At 71.6% G+C, this 17,132-nt stretch carries 15 protein-coding genes and 1 tRNA gene; 3 read left to right on the top strand and 13 right to left on the bottom strand.

What is annotated here, in order from left to right:
• Positions 1-19 precede the first annotated feature (19 nt).
• Positions 20-1,060, top strand: a complete 1,041-nt coding sequence (locus tag ACWV17_RS14800; RefSeq protein WP_455360060.1) for an FHA domain-containing protein — start codon at positions 20-22, stop codon at positions 1,058-1,060.
• Between the two features lie 34 nt (positions 1,061-1,094).
• On the opposite strand, the gene ACWV17_RS14805 is transcribed toward ACWV17_RS14800, so the two are convergent.
• Positions 1,095-2,063: a methyltransferase domain-containing protein gene (locus ACWV17_RS14805; protein WP_455360061.1), complete on the bottom strand. Its 969-nt coding sequence runs from the start codon at positions 2,061-2,063 to the stop codon at positions 1,095-1,097.
• An 85-nt stretch (positions 2,064-2,148) separates the two neighbouring features.
• Between ACWV17_RS14805 and ACWV17_RS14810 the strand changes: the two genes are divergently transcribed.
• Positions 2,149-2,553 (top strand): globin, encoded by a 405-nt coding sequence (locus ACWV17_RS14810; RefSeq protein ID WP_455360062.1) that lies wholly within the window; start codon positions 2,149-2,151, stop codon positions 2,551-2,553.
• Positions 2,554-2,694: 141 nt separating this feature from the next.
• On the opposite strand, the gene ACWV17_RS14815 is transcribed toward ACWV17_RS14810, so the two are convergent.
• The 7 genes from ACWV17_RS14815 to ACWV17_RS14845 all read right to left on the bottom strand — a co-directional run bounded on the left by ACWV17_RS14815 (position 2,695) and on the right by ACWV17_RS14845 (position 11,467).
• Positions 2,695-3,438: a hypothetical protein gene (locus ACWV17_RS14815; RefSeq protein WP_455354419.1), complete on the bottom strand. Its 744-nt coding sequence runs from the start codon at positions 3,436-3,438 to the stop codon at positions 2,695-2,697.
• On the bottom strand, positions 3,435-3,869 hold the full coding sequence (locus ACWV17_RS14820; RefSeq protein ID WP_455354420.1) for an acyl-CoA thioesterase: 435 nt from the start codon (positions 3,867-3,869) through the stop codon (positions 3,435-3,437). Before ACWV17_RS14820 ends, ACWV17_RS14815 begins: the two co-directional genes overlap by 4 nt.
• Position 3,870: 1 nt before the next feature.
• Positions 3,871-5,535, bottom strand: a complete 1,665-nt coding sequence (gene ettA / locus ACWV17_RS14825) for an energy-dependent translational throttle protein EttA (RefSeq protein ID WP_455360063.1) — start codon at positions 5,533-5,535, stop codon at positions 3,871-3,873.
• 387 nt (positions 5,536-5,922) lie between these two features.
• Positions 5,923-7,323, bottom strand: a complete 1,401-nt coding sequence (locus tag ACWV17_RS14830) for a Cys-Gln thioester bond-forming surface protein (protein WP_455360064.1) — start codon at positions 7,321-7,323, stop codon at positions 5,923-5,925.
• A 232-nt stretch (positions 7,324-7,555) separates the two neighbouring features.
• The gene (locus ACWV17_RS14835; protein ID WP_455360065.1) at positions 7,556-7,960 is read right to left on the bottom strand and encodes a single-stranded DNA-binding protein; all 405 of its coding nucleotides are present in this window, start codon (positions 7,958-7,960) and stop codon (positions 7,556-7,558) included.
• Positions 7,961-8,072: 112 nt separating this feature from the next.
• A complete protein-coding gene (locus tag ACWV17_RS14840; protein WP_455360066.1) occupies positions 8,073-9,896 on the bottom strand; it encodes a GTPase in 1,824 nt (607 codons plus the stop codon).
• 5 nt (positions 9,897-9,901) lie between these two features.
• Positions 9,902-11,467, bottom strand: a complete 1,566-nt coding sequence (locus tag ACWV17_RS14845) for a dynamin family protein (protein WP_455360067.1) — start codon at positions 11,465-11,467, stop codon at positions 9,902-9,904.
• Positions 11,468-11,787: 320 nt separating this feature from the next.
• Here ACWV17_RS14845 and ACWV17_RS14850 point away from each other — a divergent pair.
• Positions 11,788-11,860, top strand: a tRNA-Arg gene (locus ACWV17_RS14850).
• 188 nt (positions 11,861-12,048) lie between these two features.
• Here ACWV17_RS14850 and ACWV17_RS14855 read toward each other — a convergent pair.
• The 5 genes from ACWV17_RS14855 to ACWV17_RS14875 all read right to left on the bottom strand — a co-directional run bounded on the left by ACWV17_RS14855 (position 12,049) and on the right by ACWV17_RS14875 (position 16,604).
• Positions 12,049-12,822 carry a hypothetical protein gene (locus ACWV17_RS14855; protein WP_455360068.1) on the bottom strand — a complete coding sequence of 258 codons (774 nt, stop codon included), beginning with the start codon at positions 12,820-12,822 and terminating at the stop codon, positions 12,049-12,051.
• 440 nt (positions 12,823-13,262) lie between these two features.
• Complete coding sequence (locus ACWV17_RS14860) at positions 13,263-14,054, bottom strand: ABC transporter permease (RefSeq protein WP_455360069.1); 792 nt, start codon at positions 14,052-14,054, stop codon at positions 13,263-13,265.
• A complete protein-coding gene (locus ACWV17_RS14865) occupies positions 14,051-15,070 on the bottom strand; it encodes an ATP-binding cassette domain-containing protein (protein WP_455360070.1) in 1,020 nt (339 codons plus the stop codon). The genes ACWV17_RS14860 and ACWV17_RS14865 overlap by 4 nt, the downstream gene beginning before the upstream one ends.
• A gap of 87 nt (positions 15,071-15,157) precedes the next feature.
• Complete coding sequence (locus tag ACWV17_RS14870; RefSeq protein WP_455360071.1) at positions 15,158-16,003, bottom strand: DUF4097 family beta strand repeat-containing protein; 846 nt, start codon at positions 16,001-16,003, stop codon at positions 15,158-15,160.
• Between the two features lie 82 nt (positions 16,004-16,085).
• Positions 16,086-16,604 (bottom strand): toxin-antitoxin system HicB family antitoxin, encoded by a 519-nt coding sequence (locus tag ACWV17_RS14875; protein WP_455354433.1) that lies wholly within the window; start codon positions 16,602-16,604, stop codon positions 16,086-16,088.
• Between the last annotated feature and the right edge of the window lie 528 nt (positions 16,605-17,132).

The following is a 17,132-nucleotide window of genomic DNA, read 5'->3' on the forward strand; positions in this document are numbered from 1 at the left end:
GAGAGGGGGAAGTGCCGACATGCCGACCTGCCCGAACGGACACCAGTCGGGTTCCGACGACTGGTGCGAGGTCTGCGGCCATCGCATGGCCGGCGCGGGTGCGCCCTCCGGCGCCATGCCGCCGCCTCCCCCGCCGGCCGCTCCCGGATACGACGGATACGGCTTCCCCCCGGCCGGCGGCGAGCCCACCGCCCAGGCGGAGCTCTGCCCGCAGTGCCGCACCCCGCGCGAGGCCATGGCCCCGTTCTGCGAGGAGTGCCGGTACAACTTCCTGACGCAGACGGCGACCTCCTACACCCCGGTCGCCCCGCCGCACCAGCCCGGTCCGAATCTGCCGCCGGGCTTCCAGGCCCAGCCGCAGCAGCCGTCGCGGCCGCAGGACCCGTACGAGTACCAGAGCTCGCGCCCCTCGCAGATGAACCGCCCGGCCGAGCCGCTGGCACCCGAGCACCCGGCGCCGTACCAGCCCATGCAGGGTCCTCCGCCGCCGCCCGGATTCCCGCAGCAGCAGCAGTCGCCGCATCAGCACCAGCAGCCGCATCCGCAGAGCGGCGGGGACGACTGGATGCTGCCGCCGCCCGCGCAGCACACGTCCCAGCATCCGCATCAGCCGTACCAGACACCGGAGTACCAGGCGCCGGAGTACCAGACACCGGCGGGCTGGACCGCGACGATAGCCCCGGACCGCGAGTACTTCATGGCGATGATGCAGCGCAGCGGACCCGACGCGGCGGGTCTCAACCTGCCCGCCTACTCGCCGGAACAGCACCTTCCGCTGTCCGGCAACCAGATCACCATCGGCCGCCGCCGGCACTCCACGGGCGAGTCCCCCGACATCGACCTGTCCGTGCCGCCGGAGGACCCGGGCGTCTCCCACCAGCACGCCGTCCTGGTCCAGCAGCCGGACAGCACCTGGGCCGTGGTCGACCAGAACTCCACCAACGGCACCACGATCAACGGCGGCGAGGACCCGATCCAGCCCTATGTCCCGGTCCCGCTGCAGGACGGCGACCGGGTACACGTGGGCGCCTGGACGACGATCACGGTCCGCCGGGGCTGAGAGCGGGGCCGAGGGCGCGTCCCGGGCCGAGCCGTCAGCCCGCCGGGGGGCCCAGCGGCCAGGCGTACGGACCCTGCGGGTCGTCCAGCCAGGCCCACTGACTGGTCGCCGTCACGGTCACCCCGAACCGCTCCCGCCCGGGGCGGTTCTCGCGGCGCCAGAGCGAGAGCGCCTCGTGCGGATCCAGCGTGCCCGCGGTGAGCGTGAGCAGGAAGCGGAAGAGCTCGTTCTCCAGCGCGTGCCGCGGCAGCCCGCCCACGTAGGGCGGTACCAGACCTGACGCGGCCCCGCGCAGCGGGACGAAGTACGCCGAGGTGTGCAGGAAGCGCCCCTCCGCGGAGTTCGCGTCCTGGACCCGCAGTGCAATCAGCCCGGTGGACAGCGGGGCGAGAATGCGCGCCCCGGGCCGGCACTGGCCGAGCCAGGCGTGCGGTACGGCGGGCAGCGTGCAGGTCGCGATGATGCGGTCGAAGGGGGCGCGCGACGGACAGCCGCGTGCGCCGTCGCCGGTGACGACCGCCGGGTGGTAGCCCGCGGCGGCGAGATGGTGGCGGGCCGACTCCGTGATCTCCGGGTCGAGGTCGACCGTGGTGACCAGGGAGTCCCCGAGCCGGTGGCAGAGCAGCGCCGCGTTGTAGCCGGTGCCGGCACCGATCTCCAGTACGACGTCCCCGTCCCGTACCTTCAGCTCGTCCAGCATCCGGGCCATCAGCGACGGCTGGCTGCTGGACGAGACCAGCTCGCCGTCCCGGACCCGGGTGGCGATGGGGGTGTCCGCGTACGCCCCGTTGAGCCAGCGCACCCGCTGTTCCGGGTCGGGGTCCTCCCCCCACAGCCGCTCGTAGCCGCCGGGCCGGCCGACGTAGTAGTAGGGGACGAACAGATGCCGCGGCACGGCGGCGAACGCCGCCCGCCAGGCCGGGTCGGACAAGGCCCCGGTGGCGACGATCTCCCGTACCAGCGCGGCGTGTGCCGCTTCCTGCGCGTCCAGGTGTGCACCCATACCTCCACTTTCCTGCGCCGGGGGCGGCTGGGCGAGTAGTCGTAGGACCTGAGTCCTCGGCCGGTGCGTCTGAGACGATGGAGGCGTGAAAGAGATTCCGCGCGGCACGCTTCAGGAGCAGACCTTCTACGAGCAGGTCGGCGGCGAGGAGACCTTCCGGCGCCTGGTTCACCACTTCTACCGGGGAGTCGCGTCGGACCCGCTGCTTCGGCCCATGTACCCGGAGGGAGATCTGGGCCCGGCCGAGGAGCGGCTCGTCCTCTTCCTGATCCAGTACTGGGGCGGCCCCCGCACCTACAGCGACAACCGGGGCCACCCGCGGCTGCGGATGCGGCACGCGCCGTTCACCGTGGACCGGGCCGCGCACGACGCGTGGCTGAAGCACATGCGCGCGGCGGTCGACGAGCTGGGCCTGTCGGCGGAGCACGAGCGGCAGCTGTGGAACTACCTCACCTACGCCGCGGCCTCGATGGTGAACGCCGACGGCTGACGCCGACGGGCCGGCTCCGGCCGTGGCCGGGACACCGTCCGCCCGGGCGGCGGCCCGGGAGTCCCGGCAGCGACGCGGGACGTGTAGGCCCTGCGATGACACACGGCCCGGAACAACCGGTCCGGCCGGGGTTCTCGGTGGTCAGGCGGGGGTGACCGTCAGGGGGCCGAGGGCCGTCGGGCGGCGGGTGGCGATCGAACCGTACGGCGTGCGCAGCCGCAGCCAGCTGCCCGCCAGCAGCAGGGCCACCGGCTCGGCGGCGGCCGGGGCGGCGGACGGGCCGGTGGCGGGGGCGGAGGGGCCCGTGGCCCGCGGGGGCACGGTGGTCCGTATCGGACGCAGGAAGCCCAGGGACTGCGCGGCGTGCACCGCGCGCAGCGGGAGTTCGGTGTCGCCGAGCGGCCGGGACCAGATCTCGCGGCCGATACGGTCGCGCTCCGCCCGGGTCCGCTGCCCCGGCGGCAACGCCTCGTCCCGCGCACGGAACTCGGCGACGGCCGCGCCCACCGCGGCCCGCATGGCCTCCACTCCGGGCAGCCCGGGCACCGGGCGCCAGCCGCCGCGCGGCGGCAGCATCCCCGCCCACGGCGGACCGGTGACGGCGGCCGGCACGACGGCGGTGCCCGCCGCATCGTCGAGGGATTCGAGCAGCTCCCCCGCGGAGACGGTGACGTCGAAGCCGTACGGCCCGGCGAGCCGCGCCGTACGGATCGCCAGTACGTCGAAGGACGGCGGCCGGCCGAAGACGGCCAGAGCACCGCCCGCGGCCTGCAACCGCACCGCCGCCGCACGGTCGTAGTGCACCAGACGGCCCAGGAAGGCGGCGAGGTCCGCCGCCTCCCCGGAGTCCGCGAAGTGGAGCAGCTGAGGCCGGGGCGCCGTCATGCCGCGACGGCCTCCGCCTGTCGGCCGTCGTCCAGGTACTCCAGCAGGAACGCCTTCTCCTCGGCCGTGATGCGGCGGGGCCGCGACTCGGCGAGGTTGAACGGGACGACGATGGTCGAGGCCCGCACGTACACGGTGTCCTCGTCCTTGATCTCGTACGCGATCGTCAGCGACGCCGCGCCGATCTTCGTGACCCACGACTCGACGGTCACCGGCTCGTGCCGGTGGACCAGCGGCCGCACGTAGTCGATCTCGTGCCGGGCCACGACGGACCCGCCCGTGAAGGACGTGCTGCCCTCCCCCGGCGCCAGCCGGAACATGAAGTCGATCCGCGCCTCTTCCAGGTACCGCAGGAAGACGACGTTGTTGACGTGCCCGAAGGCGTCCATGTCCGACCAGCGCAGGGGGCAGGAGTAGATATGACGGGTCACATCAGCCCCGAGTCAGCTTCTTGTACGTCGCGCGGTGCGGACGGGCCGCGTCCGGGCCGAGCCGCTCGATCTTGTTCTTCTCGTACGACTCGAAGTTGCCCTCGAACCAGTACCACTTCGACTCACCCTCGTACGCGAGGATGTGCGTCGCGACACGGTCCAGGAACCAGCGGTCGTGGGAGATGACCACGGCCGCGCCCGGGAACTCCAGCAGCGCGTTCTCCAGCGAGGACAGGGTCTCGACGTCGAGGTCGTTGGTCGGCTCGTCGAGGAGCAGCAGGTTGCCGCCCTCCTTGAGGGTCAGCGCCAGGTTCAGGCGGTTGCGCTCACCGCCGGAGAGGACGCCGGCCGGCTTCTGCTGGTCCGGGCCCTTGAAGCCGAAGGCGGAGACGTACGCCCGCGAGGGCATCTCGACGTGGCCGACGTTGATGTAGTCGAGCTCGTCCGACACGACCGCCCAGAGGGTCTTCTTGGGGTCGATCTTGGCGCGGCTCTGGTCGACGTAACTGATCTTGACGGTGTCGCCGACCTTGATCGCGCCCGAGTCCGGGGTCTCCATACCCTGGATCATCTTGAACAGCGTGGTCTTGCCGGCGCCGTTCGGGCCGATCACGCCGACGATGCCGTTGCGCGGCAGCGTGAACGACAGGTCGTCGATGAGGACCTTGTCACCGAAGGCCTTGGAGAGCTTGTCGACCTCGACCACGATGGAACCGAGGCGCGGGCCCGGCGGGATCTGGATCTCCTCGAAGTCCAGCTTCCGCATCTTGTCGGCCTCGGCGGCCATCTCCTCGTACCGGGCGAGACGCGCCTTCGACTTGGTCTGGCGGCCCTTGGCGTTGGAGCGGACCCACTCCAGCTCTTCCTTGAGGCGCTTGGCGCGCTTGGCGTCCTTCTGGCCCTCGACCTTCAGGCGCGCCTGCTTCTTCTCCAGGTACGTGGAGTAGTTGCCCTCGTACGGGTGCGCGCGGCCGCGGTCGAGCTCAAGGATCCACTCGGCGACGTTGTTCAGGAAGTACCGGTCGTGCGTGACGGCGACGACGGCGCCCGCGTACTTCGAGAGGTGCTGCTCCAGCCAGTTCACCGACTCGGCGTCGAGGTGGTTGGTCGGCTCGTCGAGGAGCAGCAGGTCGGGGGCTTCCAGCAGCAGCTTGCAGAGCGCGACGCGGCGCTTCTCGCCACCGGAGAGGTTGACCACGGGCCAGTCGCCGGGCGGGCAGCCGAGCGCGTCCATGGCCTGCTCGAGCTGGGCGTCGAGGTCCCAGGCGTTGGCGTGGTCGAGGTCCTCCTGGAGCTTGCCCATCTCGTCGAGCAGCGCGTCGGAGTAGTCGGTCGCCATCAGCTCGGCGATCTCGTTGAAGCGGTTCAGCTTGCCCTTGATCGCGGCGACGCCGTCCTCGACGTTCTCCAGGACGGTCTTGGACTCGTCGAGCTTCGGCTCCTGCATGAGGATGCCGACGGTGTACCCGGGCGAGATGAACGCGTCACCGTTGGAGGGCTGCTCCAGACCGGCCATGATCTTGAGAACGGTGGACTTGCCGGCACCGTTCGGGCCGACCACACCGATCTTCGCGCCGGGCAGGAAGTTCAAGGTGACGTCGTCAAGGATCACCTTGTCGCCGTGCGCCTTGCGCGTCTTGCGCATGGTGTAGATGAACTCAGCCAAGAGAAACCGTCCGGCAGGTCGAGAAGGGCCAATGTGCGGCTCCGCCGCGTGAGGGCAGATACATCCCATCTTGCCTGACGTCCACCCCGCGACGGAAACCAGTCCGGTGGGACGCCCGTGACGTGCCCGCCCCTACGTGCCCGCCCCCAGCCCCCTCGCACGGCCCCCGGACGGCCCGAGCAATCTGGTGGGAGCGCCCCTCACCTGGGCAGTACCCTGCTCCTGCCCTGCGTCGGTCGGGTGCTGCGGCCCCACAGCCCCGGCCCGTTGTGGAGGGGGCCAGCCGTGTTCGAGCCGGGCCAGGGTGGGGATGTGGGGCGAGTCCTACGCTCGGAGGCCCTCGGAGGCCTGCGTAGGCCCTTGGCGCGAGCTAGTCCGCCCCTCCGGCTACTCCTCCCCTCCGGTCGGCTTCTTCCTGCGGAGCAGGAAGACCGTCGCGCCACCCCCCAGCAGAAGGGCCAGGGCGATGCCCGCGATCACCGGGGTGGCGCCGGAGGCGCCGGTTTCCGCGAGGTCGACCGGGCCGCCGTCGTCCGCGCCACCGGCCGGGCTGGGCCGGGAGGCCGGCTGCTCGGGCGCGCCGCCGGTGCTGCCCGCCGTCCTGCAGTCGAGCACCCCCGTGAACTGCTGGGTGAAGCCGTCGGCACCGGTGACCGTGAAGTCGTACGCCTGGTCCTCCGGCACCGGGACCGTGACGGTCCGCGACCGGCCCGCCGCGATCGTGTGGCGGAGACCCTTGAGTTCGAAGGTGAACGGCTCGTCGCCCGCATTGGTGGCCGTGATGTCCACACCCCCCTTCGCACAGTTCTTCCTGGCGGAAACCGCCGGGATCGGCCCCTTCTTCGCCCAGGTCGCGCTGGCCGTGGCGGAGACGGTCGACCCACTGGAGCCGGCGAGGATCTGCGCCTGGCTTCTGGACGCGCCGGCGAATGCCCGGCCGACCGGGACCCGGGTGGTGGCCTGCACGGTCAGCGAGGTCGAGCCGTCCGGGGTGTCGGCGGGAACGTCGAAGAACAGCTGAGCGCCGTTGGCCGCGGCGGTGACCGGTGTGCCGTCCTTGCCGACGATCCTGACGCCGGGGTGGGCGAGATCGGTGGCCGCGGCCACGGTCACGTCCTGCGCGTCCGTACGGACGGTGACCGGTCCCAGCCTCTCCCCGGCCCTCCCGGAGACCGCGCTCGTCTCCAGGGTCAGCGAGGCGCCGGGCTCCGGCAGGCTCTCCGCCTTCTGCTGGAGGTAGTCGGCGAGCTTCTCGGCCTGCGGGTCCAGCGCCTGCACGTCCGCGCCGTCCGAGAAGCGCCAGATCGCGACCTGCGTCCCGGCCGCGGCGGTCTCCCGGCTGAGCACGGTGGCACCGGCCGCCTTGGCCAGCCCGTCGAGATCGTTCACCTGCGGGTAGGAGTGCTGAAGTATCCAGCGGATCCGGCCGGCATCGGGATTGCTGCCCAGTGAGGTGCCGCTCCAGGGAGTCTCGACGTACTTCGCCTCCTTCTGCACCGGGTTGTGGAGGTCGATGCAGTACGTCTGGAGCGTGCCCCCGTTGTCGACTCTCATCTCGAAGAGCCCGGCGGGGATCTGCCGCCGCGTGCCCTCCAGTGTCAGTACGGCGCTGTCGAAAGTCCTCAGGCCGTCCAAGGTGGCACTGGCGCCCCCCTGGTAGTGGGGGGATTCATCGGCCGCCGCCGCACCGGCGGTGGCTGTCGCCCCCGACGCGAGGAGACCGGATACCAGGAGTGCCGCAGCAAGGCGGGCGGGACCCCGCCCTCGCGCGGAGAACGTAGAAAACAAGGAATTCCCCTCCGGGCGAGTGGCGTTCGCGCCGGTGACGCGTGTGGGGGAGCCGTCTCGCCTGAGACTCAAGTGCCCTGTGAGTACGACGGAATCCTAAAGAGGGAGTGGATCACGCTCCCCGGTCCTGCCTCCCCACAACCATTCCGAATCGGAATCGTTATGGCGCCCACCCGCCCAGCCCCGGCACTACCGACAAATCGACCCGCATACCGTCCCGCCGCCGTAACCTCTATATCGCCGCGGCCTTCTGAGGCTCCGTCAATGCCGGCTCGCCCTTCACCACCCGCCGGAACGCCGACGTACCGCGCGCCAGGTCGTGCCCCACCGCCAGCGCCTCGATGTCCGCCGAGAACCACCGCTTCCCGTCCCGCTGCTCCTCGTCGCGCACCCTCAGACGGCCGTGCACGACGAGAGGTTCGCCCACGGACACCGAGCCGGCCAGATTCGTGGCCAGCATGCGCCGGGCCCACACCGTGTAGAAGCTGGTGGCCCCGTCCGTCCACACGTCCTTCTCCCGGTCCCAGCGGCGCGCGGTCACCGCGAACCGGAAGCGGGCCACCGCGCCCGCCGCCGACTCCTTGTATTCCACCCGTGTAGCGACATTCCCCACCAGTGTGATCGTCGTGTCGTTCATGGCGGTCCCTCCCCGTCCGTCCCTGCCTGTCCCGTCCCTGCCTGCCCCGTCCCTGCCTGTCCTCCTGCTCACATGGTGCGCCGATCGGCGGAAGCCCGCTCGGGGCTGTGGACTAGTGACGGGTTGTGGACAACTCGGCCACCGTCACGTACTGCTGCCGCACCTCCAGGTAGCGCAGCAACTCCGCCGCCACCGGCTCCAGTACCCGCGCCCGGCCGCACCCGGCCGCCGCCTGCCGCAACCGCCGTTCGGCGTCCTGCCCGTACCGGCGCGCAGGACCGCGGGCCGCCATCGAGCAGGTCCACTCCACCAGCGGCCCGCCCACGATCCCGGCCAGCATCAGCAGCACGGGCGGCAACAGAGCCGGCTCGAGCACTCCGACGATCTGCCCCAGCAGCCACAGCCCGCCATAGATCTGCAACAACGTCATCGAGGCCTGCGCGAGCACCGCCGCCGGCCACCAGGCGGGCCTCGGCGGCCGCCCCGGCGGCACCCCCTCCGTCACCGACAGCTCGTCCAGCGACTCCGGCAGCCCCTCCGCCCCCCGTACCGCCGCCTCGCGCACCGCCTGCGCCCACGGGCTGGGCAGCCCGGCGGCCGCGTCGTCCACGACCGTACGCACCGCCTGCTCCACCCGCTGGCGCGCGGTGATCCCCACCTCGGCCGCGGCGGACGGGGTGGGCAGGCGCACCAGGCCGCGCGGGAAGCGCTGCGCCTGGTACCAGCGCCACAGCCGCAGCCACGGCGTACCGCACGCCCGCCCCGCGTTCCGCCGCCAGGCGCGCTCCGCCGCCTGGCCGGCGGCCAGCGCGCCCACCGCCTCCGCGAGATGGTTCTCGAACTCCTCACGCGCCGCGGTACTGATCTCCGGCCGCCCGTCGGCCATGTACACCGGTCGCAGCCGCCACGCGGCCCCGTCCACGTCGGCGGAGAGCCGCCGCGTCGCGGCGCCCCGCTCCTGGGTGAACTGTCCGAGCATCTCCCGGAGTTCACCGACGCCCTCTCCGGTCAGCGCGGAGAGGGCCAGCACGGTGGCCCCCGGCTCGCCGTGTTCGCCGAGCGCCATGCCGTCCTCGTCGAGCAGCCTGCGCAGGTCGTCCAGCACCTGGTCCGCGGCCTCACCGGGCAGCCGGTCCACCTGGTTCAGTACGACGAAGGTGACCTCGGCGTGCCCGGCCAGCGGCCGGAGGTAGCGCTCGTGCAGGACGGCGTCCGCGTACTTCTCCGGGTCGACGACCCAGATCACCGCGTCCACCAGCGCCAGCACCCGGTCGACATGCTCACGGTGGGTGGCCATGGCGGAGTCGTGGTCGGGCAGATCGACCAGGACGAGCCCGCGCATGGCCTCGTCCGCCTCGCCGCCGTTCATCGGCCTGCGGCGCAGCCGGCCCGGGATGTCGAGCCGGTCGAGCAGTCCGGCGGCGCCGTCCGTCCAGCTGCACGCGATGGGCGCGGCGGTGGTGGGCCTGCGCAGCCCGGTCTCCGAGATCTGCGTCCCGGCGAGGGCGTTGAAGAGGGTCGACTTGCCGCTCCCGGTCGCCCCGGCGATGGCGACGACGGTGTGCTGCGGCGAGAGTCCGCGCCGGGCGGCCGCCTCGTCGAGCACCCGGCCCGCCTCGGCGAGGGTCTTGCCGTCGAGGCGGGTGTGCGAGAGCCCGATCAGCTCCCGCAGGGCGTCCAGCCGTACGCGCAGAGGCCCGCCGGACGCCACCGCGGCCCGGTCCCCGGACAGCCGGTCCCCGTCCTCCCCGTGCCCGCCGCCGGTCCCGCCCATCCCGCCGCTGCCGTCCAGGCCGAGGTCGATGAGCAACCGGCAGTCCTCGTCGTCCGTGTCCGCGTCCGCCGCCCCCGCCTGGGCGTCCGGCACGCGCCGCGCGATCAGTCCGTCGTCCCAGCGGGTCTCGTTGTGTTCGTCCTGGTCGGTCACGGCAGTCACCGCGGTCACCTCTCCTTCTGCAGTACGGACAGCGCGGCGATCAGCTCCGCCTGCGGTTCCGGTGTCACTTCCAGTGCGTCGAGCGGCGCGAGCCGGCGGTCCCGCTCGGCCCGCAGCGCCTGGTCCAGGTGCGTGGTGAGCAGCTCGCCGCCGCGGTCGCGCAGCCGCAGCGCGGCCTGGGCGCCGATCCGTTCGGCCAGCCGCTCGCCGGCCGTGCGGGCCCGCTGCCCGCCGAGCAGGGCCGCCGCGAGCAGGGCCGCCACGGCCTCCGGGTCGGGCGCCGCCGAGCGCTCCATCAGCCGTACCTCCTCCTCGGCCAGCTCCTCCAGCACCCGCCGCCAGCGCCGTACGGCCATGCCGATGCGCTCGCCCGCCTCCCGGTCCGGGCCCTCCCGTCCGACGTCGGCGGCCGCGGGCTCCCGGCGCCAGGTCTCGGCGATGCGCTCGTCGGCCGCGGCCACGGCGCACTGCAGGAGCGCGGTGAGGCTTTCCACCAGGGAGTCGAGGAGCTCGCCGGCGGTGGTGTCGAGCGGGAACCCGCGCCACCGCGTCAACGCGTCCCCGGCGAGCACGGCACCCGCCTTCAGCCGGCCGAGCACGCGCCGGCCCTCGCGCCCGTACGCCTCCTCGACGGCTCCTGTCAGCCGTACGGCGGCGGCGTGCTGAGCGGCCACCGCCGAGGCGAGCCCGGGCATCCGGCGGTTCAGCGAGGCGATGACGCCGGCCGCGGTACGGCTCACCGCCTGCTGCCGGGCCGCCGGATCCTGCGCCCGGTGTGCGAGCCAGGCGGCGAGCGGCGCGACGGCGTTGCCGGGCAGCAGCCCGCCACCGCCGGTCGACTCGGGCAGCTCGGGGATGGTGAAGCGGGGGACGTCCCCGAGGCCGGCCCTGGTCAGCAGCGCGCCGTACTGCCGCGACACCTCGTTGATCACCTGGTGCGGCACCCGGTCCAGCACCGTGACCAGCGTCGCGTTGTACTCCTTTGCCGTACGCAGCAGATGCCAGGGCACGGCGTCCGCGTACCGGGAGGCGGTCGTCACCATCACCCACACGTCGGCGGCGCAGATCAACTCGGCGGCCAGCGTGCGGTTCTCGACGACGAGCGAATCGATGTCGGGCGCGTCGAGCAGCGCGAGCCCGCGCGGCAGGCTGCCCACGGTCTCGACCCGCAGCTCCCGCCCGGTGCCGCGTTCCTCCTGATGCGGCCGCCACACGCGGGCGAGCTGAGGCAGTACGCGCGTGTCGGCGAACCAGTGCCGGTCCTCCGGATGGCACACCAGCACCGGCGTACGAGTGGTCGGGCGCAGCACCCCGGCTTCGCTGACCTGCCGTCCCACGAGGGAGTTGACCAGCGTGGACTTCCCGGCCCCGGTGGATCCGCCGACAACGGCGAGCATCGGTGCTTCGGGTGCGGTCAGGCGGGGCACCAAGTAGTCGTCGAGCTGCGCGAGCAGTTCGGCCCGGGCCTGCCGCGCCCGTGGCGCCCCCGGAAGGGGGAGCGGAAGACGCACGGCAGCGACTCGGTCGCGCAGGGTGGAGAGTGCTTCAAGCAGCTGAGGCCGTACATCCATGGTCACCACATGCGAAGAATGCCCAATTTTGGAGTCTTTTTGAAGCGTATGGCAACCCCTGCGCGCCGATCGGGCGCCAGGGACAGAAGGGACGACTGGGGCGCAGGCATAACGAGTGCACAACACCCGGGGCGTGGGACGTCAAAAGCGCTGCAGGATTCGTACCTGCCTGCGATTATCGGGACCGCTTCACCGAACCTCCACAACGTGCCACGCGGGCGAAGCAGCCGGGGCAAGGCAACCGGAGCCCTATCCTTGACCCGGCAAGGTCACGGTCCCACCCCCACCCCGGGGCTCCAGGCCACCACGGCCACCTTCCGGCCCCCGTAGCTCAGTGGATAGAGCAGGCGCCTTCTAAGCGCTTGGCCGCAGGTTCGAGTCCTGCCGGGGGCACTCTTTCTGCCGGTGTTCAGCCCTCCCTCGCGGAGGGCTTTTTTGCAGGTCAGGCCTGCGTCGATCTTCGACAACGCCAGGGACTTTCAGCCTGCTCATTGAGCAGACTAAGAGTCGCTCTCCGGCTGTCACCGGGGCTCTGCGGGTGGCCACGGTGGATACGACGGTGGCGTTTTCCGGGGCGCCGATCACGCTTCTCCTGCCCGGCTGTGAGGTGAGGCGCCCGGCGGGACGCCGTGGGCGACACCGTACGGAGTCAGGGCCAGTACGCCGGTTCCCCGTACCGGTGTGTCCGGCGTGATGGCGAGCGGGCTGACGCCGAGCGCCTCGGCGATCTCAGGGGCCATGTCGTGTGCGGCCCACTTCCACTCGTCCTCGTCGTCTTCGTTCTCCTCCGCCGCGTCCCACTCCGGCGACAAACCCAGCTCTGCCCGCCGAGCCCGTTCAAAGGGAAGCGGCTCCCCGAGGGTCAGCAGCTCATCCTCGCCGTCACCCGTCTCGCAGTAGCGTCGAACTACGGCACCGTCCTCGGCCACGATCCACGCTGAACCGTCGCCTTGCCATCCGAAGTAGTAGGCCTGCGCCTGGCCGTAGCGGGCGCTCAGCGCTGCACACAGCCGCAGAACGTCCTCGCTTCGCTCGTCCACGACTGGGCTGCACCAGCGGCCGATGACCAAGGTCCAGCCGTCGAGTTCGGGGGTCACGAATACCCGCGCGAGGGGGCCGAAGTCCGCGGCAGTTCCTCCGTGGCTGTCGGAATCAACCACGTCGTTGGCCAGCGCGAACGTCACAGGCCTGGGTTGAGCCAGACCCAGGACCTCCATGACTCCTGACTGATCTCCGGTGGGAACCGCGATCCAGTCGATCCAGCAAGCCGTCAGCGGTTCGGGCCGGTCATCCAAGAACTCATGCACAAATACACATTGCCAGACCACGGAGGTGCTGCTGAGGTTGCGACTCAACCTCAGCAGGCTCCCCGCTCCAATGGTCACCAGGCTCGCCGATCGCCCCTATTCGTCCAGCTGCGTCAGGTCGACGCGGGCCGTGCGCCAGGCACGGCGGAAGACCGAGCCGGCCAACATGGCGCCCCCTCTCCCGAGAAGAGCAGATCGCCGGGCTTCAGTTCCTCGGCCTTGATGTGCTCGCGAAGAATTCGGGTCAACGCAGATGGTCCGGCAGGTGCCGGAGTCCGGCTGGCACCGGCTGAAACCGGGCCTCTACGGGTGGCCAACGGCGACGTCGTACCGACCTTCCCAACCACCTTGTACGTATAGCCGTTCGTTCGCTCAACCCGCTCGTTCCCGGTGTACGGGGCGGGGCGGCGTACGCCGATGCCGTGTCGGGGTACGCCGCCCTCGGGTGGGACGAGATGCGGGAGGCGGGTCCCGCGCGGTCGTCTTGGCTACTTCGGATCGCGGTTGAAGACCGCCTTCGACCAGTAGTAGCCGAGCACGGTGAGGCCCAGGCACCAGGCGACCGCGAGCCACCCGTTGTGGCCGATCTCGCTGCCGAGCAGCAGCCCGCGCAGGGTCTCGATGGCCGGCGTGAACGGCTGGTACTCGGCGATCGGCTGGAACCAGCCCGGCATCGCGTCGACCGGGACGAAGGCGCTCGAGATGAGCGGCAGGACGATCAGCGGCAGCGCGTTGTTGCTGGCCGCCTCGGCGTTCGGGCTGACCATGCCCATCCCGACGGCGATCCAGGTGAGCGCCAGGGCGACCAGCGCGAGCAGCCCGAACGCCGCCAGCCACTCCAGGGCCGTGGCATCCGTGGACCGGAAGCCGATGGCCACCGCGACGGCGCCCACGAGGACCACGCTCATGACCGACTGCAGCACGCTGCCGACGACGTGCCCGATGAGCACGGACCCGCGGTGGATCGCCATCGTGCGGAAGCGGGCGATGATGCCCTCGGTCATGTCGTTGGAGACGGACACCGCGGTCCCGACCACGGTGCCGCCGATGGTCATCAGCACGATGCCCGGCACGAGGTAGGCGATGTACTCGGAGCGGTCTGCGCCGCCGCCGCCCATGCCCGCGCTCATCACGTCGCCGAAGATGTAGACGAAGAGCAGCAGCAGGATGATCGGCGTGAGCAGCAGGTTCAGGGTGAGGGACGGGTAGCGCCGCGCGTGCAGCAGGTTGCGGCGCAGCATCGTGGACGAGTCGCGCACGGCGAGGGAGAGGGAGCTCATCGGACAGCCTCCTTGGGGGGCGGGTTGGTGCCGCTGGTCAAGGCGAAGAACACGTCGTCGAGGTCGGGGGTGTGCACGGTCAGCTCGTCCGCCTCGATGCCGGCCGCGTCCAGCCAGTCGAGGATGGAGCGGAGCTCGCGCTGGGTGCCGTCGCTGGGGATCTGCAGCGTGAGGGAGTCGTCGATGGGGGCACCCCCTGCTCGAGCGGAGCCGAGAGCTTGGGGGAGGGTGACCTCGCGCAGCGCGAGGACGGCGGACTGGTACGCGGACGGGTCGGAGAAGCGGAGCCGGACATGGCCGCCGGGGATCAGCCGCTTCAGCTCTTCCGCGGTGCCCTGGGCGGCGATCTTGCCGTCGTTGAGCACGGCGATGCGGTCGGCGAGCTGGTCGGCCTCCTCCAGGTACTGGGTGGTGAGGAAGACGGTGACGCCGTCGGAGACGAGTTCCCGGATGATCTGCCACATGTTGTGGCGGCTGCGAGGGTCGAGGCCGGTGGTCGGCTCGTCGAGGAAGATGATGCGCGGGCTGCCGACCAGGGTCATGGCGATGTCGAGGCGGCGCTTCATGCCGCCGGAGTAGGTGGAGGCGGGCTTCTTCGCGGCGTCGGTGAGGTCGAAGCGTTCCAGCAGCTCGGCGGCGGTTCGGCGGCCCTCGCTGCGGGAGAGGTGGTGCAGGTCCGCCATGAGGAGCATGTTCTCCTCGCCGGTGATCAGGCCGTCGACGGCGGAGAACTGCCCGGTGACGCCGATCGCGGCGCGCACCGCCTGCGGGTCGGTGGCCAGGTCGTGACCGGCGACGTGCAGGTCGCCGGCGTCGGCGGTGATGAGGGTGGAGAGGATGTTGACGGCGGTGGTCTTGCCGGCGCCGTTGGGCCCGAGCAGCGCGAACACGGACCCGGCCGGGATACGCAGATCGATGCCGTCGAGCACGGTCTTGTCGCCGTACGACTTGCGCAGACCGATGGCGGAGACGGCGGCGGGCGACAGCGGACCGCCGCCCCGCCTGGATGTGGGCATGACAGAAGAAGGCACGGAGCCCTCCCTTTCGAAGGCTGAAGTCACTGGGAAGTGGGAGTGGGAGTGGGCGAGTTGGCGGGGCCGGTGTCAGGCCCGGGCGCGGCGCACGTCGATGTTGCCGTAGCGGGTACGGGCGCGGACCTCGACGGTGTCCTCGGTCTTCTCCGGGGTCTCGGAGGTGGCGAGTGTGTTGCGTACCTGCCCGTTGCCGGAGCTGACGTCGAGCCAGGCAGCGGTGCCCTCGCGGATGCCGACCTCGATGGCGCCGTAGGAGGTCTCCAACTGGACTGTGCCGCGGGCGACTTCGGCGACGCGCAGGGTGCCATGGGCGGTGGTCGCGACGACCGAGCCCTCGGCGCGCGCGATGTCGATGTCGCCGTTGGCGCCGCTCACCCGCAGGTCGCCGGTCGCGGTGCCGACGGTCGTGGTGCCGTGCGAGTTCTTCAGGACGGCGGGACCGTCGACGATGCCGACGCGCAGGCTGCCGGAGCTGGTGGTGATCTCAGCCATGCCCTCGATCCGGTCGACGGTGATCGAGCCGTGGGAGGCGGTCAGCTGGAGCGGCCCGGTCGTGTCGAGGCGGACGTCACCGGACGAGGTCTTCACTCGTACCTCGCCGAGCCGGCCCTCGCCGAGCACCTGGGCCCAGGCGCCGGTCATGTCGACGCGCGAGCCCGTGGGCAGTTCGACCGTCACATCGACGGTGCCGGTGCGCCCGACGAGATAGCGCTGCTTGGGCGTCCTGACGGTCAGGACGCCGCTCACGTACGTGACCTCGGTCTGGTCGGCCGCCCGTACGTCCTGGTCCCGCTTCGGGTCGCGGGGCCGCACCTCGACGACGGTGTCGAGACGGTCGCCCGCGGTGAACTGGATGGAACCGGCCTCCACGTGCGCCGTGGCCGAGATCGGTTCGGGAGTGTCGAAAGAAGGCATGGCTGTCCCGTCCTCTTGGGTCTTCAGGGCGTCCCCGCTGGTGGGACGTGGTGTGGGTGAAGTGGTGCGGGCGGGGGCGCGGCTAGCGCACCCAGCCCGTGTAGCTCTGTCCGACGGTCTGGGTCTTCTCCGTCGTACGCGGCCGGGTACCGCCGTCGACCGCGGCCGACACGGCGCGCACCAGCCACGCGTTGACCGACAGACCCTCGCGGCTCGCGGCCTCCTCGGCGCGGGCCTTGAGATGGGCCGGCAGGCGCAGGTTGACGCGGGCGGTGCCGCCCTCGTCGGCGTCCGCCGGGGCCGGGGTCTTGAGCGGTTCGACGGGCGCGGCGGGCTCCGCGGGGGCGCCGCCGCCGGTGGGCGGCGGTGTCACGACGAAGTCGGGGTCGAGCCCGCGCAGCCGTACGTCGACCGAGCCGGGGGCGAGTTCGCGGGTGATCTCGTCCATCGCGGCGGAGAGCACGTTGAGCATGGTCAGCCGGGTCGCCGACTCCAGGGGAGCGGTGAGCCTCTCGGCCAGCTCACGGGCTTCGTCGCCGCCGGCTTCGGCGGCCACCGCGAGTTCGCGGCGGAGGGTGTCGACATACGGGGTGAGGTCCATAATGCCATCATGGCACCATGATGGCGCCATACGCAAGTCCGAGTGGTGCCACATGGGGGGCTGACTCAAGGACGGGCGTCCTGAACTGCGGAAACGTGAAGAGGGCGACCTGAGTGATGGTGGCGCCATGCACGCTCATGCGCCTCTGGGAGCACGGAATGGCACCGGAGCGGGGGGGGGGGGGGGGGGGGGGGGGGGGGGGGGGGAGGGGGGGGGGGAAGGGGGGGGCGGGGGGGGGGGAGAGGGGGGGGGTGGAGGGTGGCGAATGATAGGGCGAGAGGGGTAGAGGCCAGAGAGGTTGGGGTGGGAAGCATAGCGCCTGGAGGGAGTGAGGGGCGGCAGATGACCGTTACTTTTGTCCCCTCCCCCCCCCCCCCCCCCCCCCCCCCCCCCAAGCCGTTGACCGGGGCCCTCGGCGCGCTTCACGGCCGGCTTGCCCGGCGGGCCGTCGAGCGGGAGGTCGACCGGGACGCCGAACACGTACGGCACCTTCTGCCCGTGACACCAGGCCCGAAGCTGCGGATCACG

This window comes from Streptomyces mabaensis (assembly GCF_053763515.1).

What these genes read in the sequence shown, in the direction of transcription:
- ACWV17_RS14800 (WP_455360060.1), top strand. Translation starts at nt 20, where the DNA reads ATGCCGACCTGCCCGAACGGACACCAGTCGGGTTCCGACGACTGGTGC.
- ACWV17_RS14805 (WP_455360061.1), bottom strand. Translation starts at nt 2,063, where the DNA reads ATGGGTGCACACCTGGACGCGCAGGAAGCGGCACACGCCGCGCTGGTA.
- ACWV17_RS14815 (WP_455354419.1), bottom strand. Translation starts at nt 3,438, where the DNA reads ATGACGGCGCCCCGGCCTCAGCTGCTCCACTTCGCGGACTCCGGGGAG.
- ACWV17_RS14835 (WP_455360065.1), bottom strand. Translation starts at nt 7,960, where the DNA reads ATGAACGACACGACGATCACACTGGTGGGGAATGTCGCTACACGGGTG.
- ACWV17_RS14845 (WP_455360067.1), bottom strand. Translation starts at nt 11,467, where the DNA reads ATGGATGTACGGCCTCAGCTGCTTGAAGCACTCTCCACCCTGCGCGAC.
- ACWV17_RS14860 (WP_455360069.1), bottom strand. Translation starts at nt 14,054, where the DNA reads ATGAGCTCCCTCTCCCTCGCCGTGCGCGACTCGTCCACGATGCTGCGC.
- ACWV17_RS14865 (WP_455360070.1), bottom strand. Translation starts at nt 15,070, where the DNA reads ATGCCCACATCCAGGCGGGGCGGCGGTCCGCTGTCGCCCGCCGCCGTC.
- ACWV17_RS14870 (WP_455360071.1), bottom strand. Translation starts at nt 16,003, where the DNA reads ATGCCTTCTTTCGACACTCCCGAACCGATCTCGGCCACGGCGCACGTG.
- ACWV17_RS14875 (WP_455354433.1), bottom strand. Translation starts at nt 16,604, where the DNA reads ATGGACCTCACCCCGTATGTCGACACCCTCCGCCGCGAACTCGCGGTG.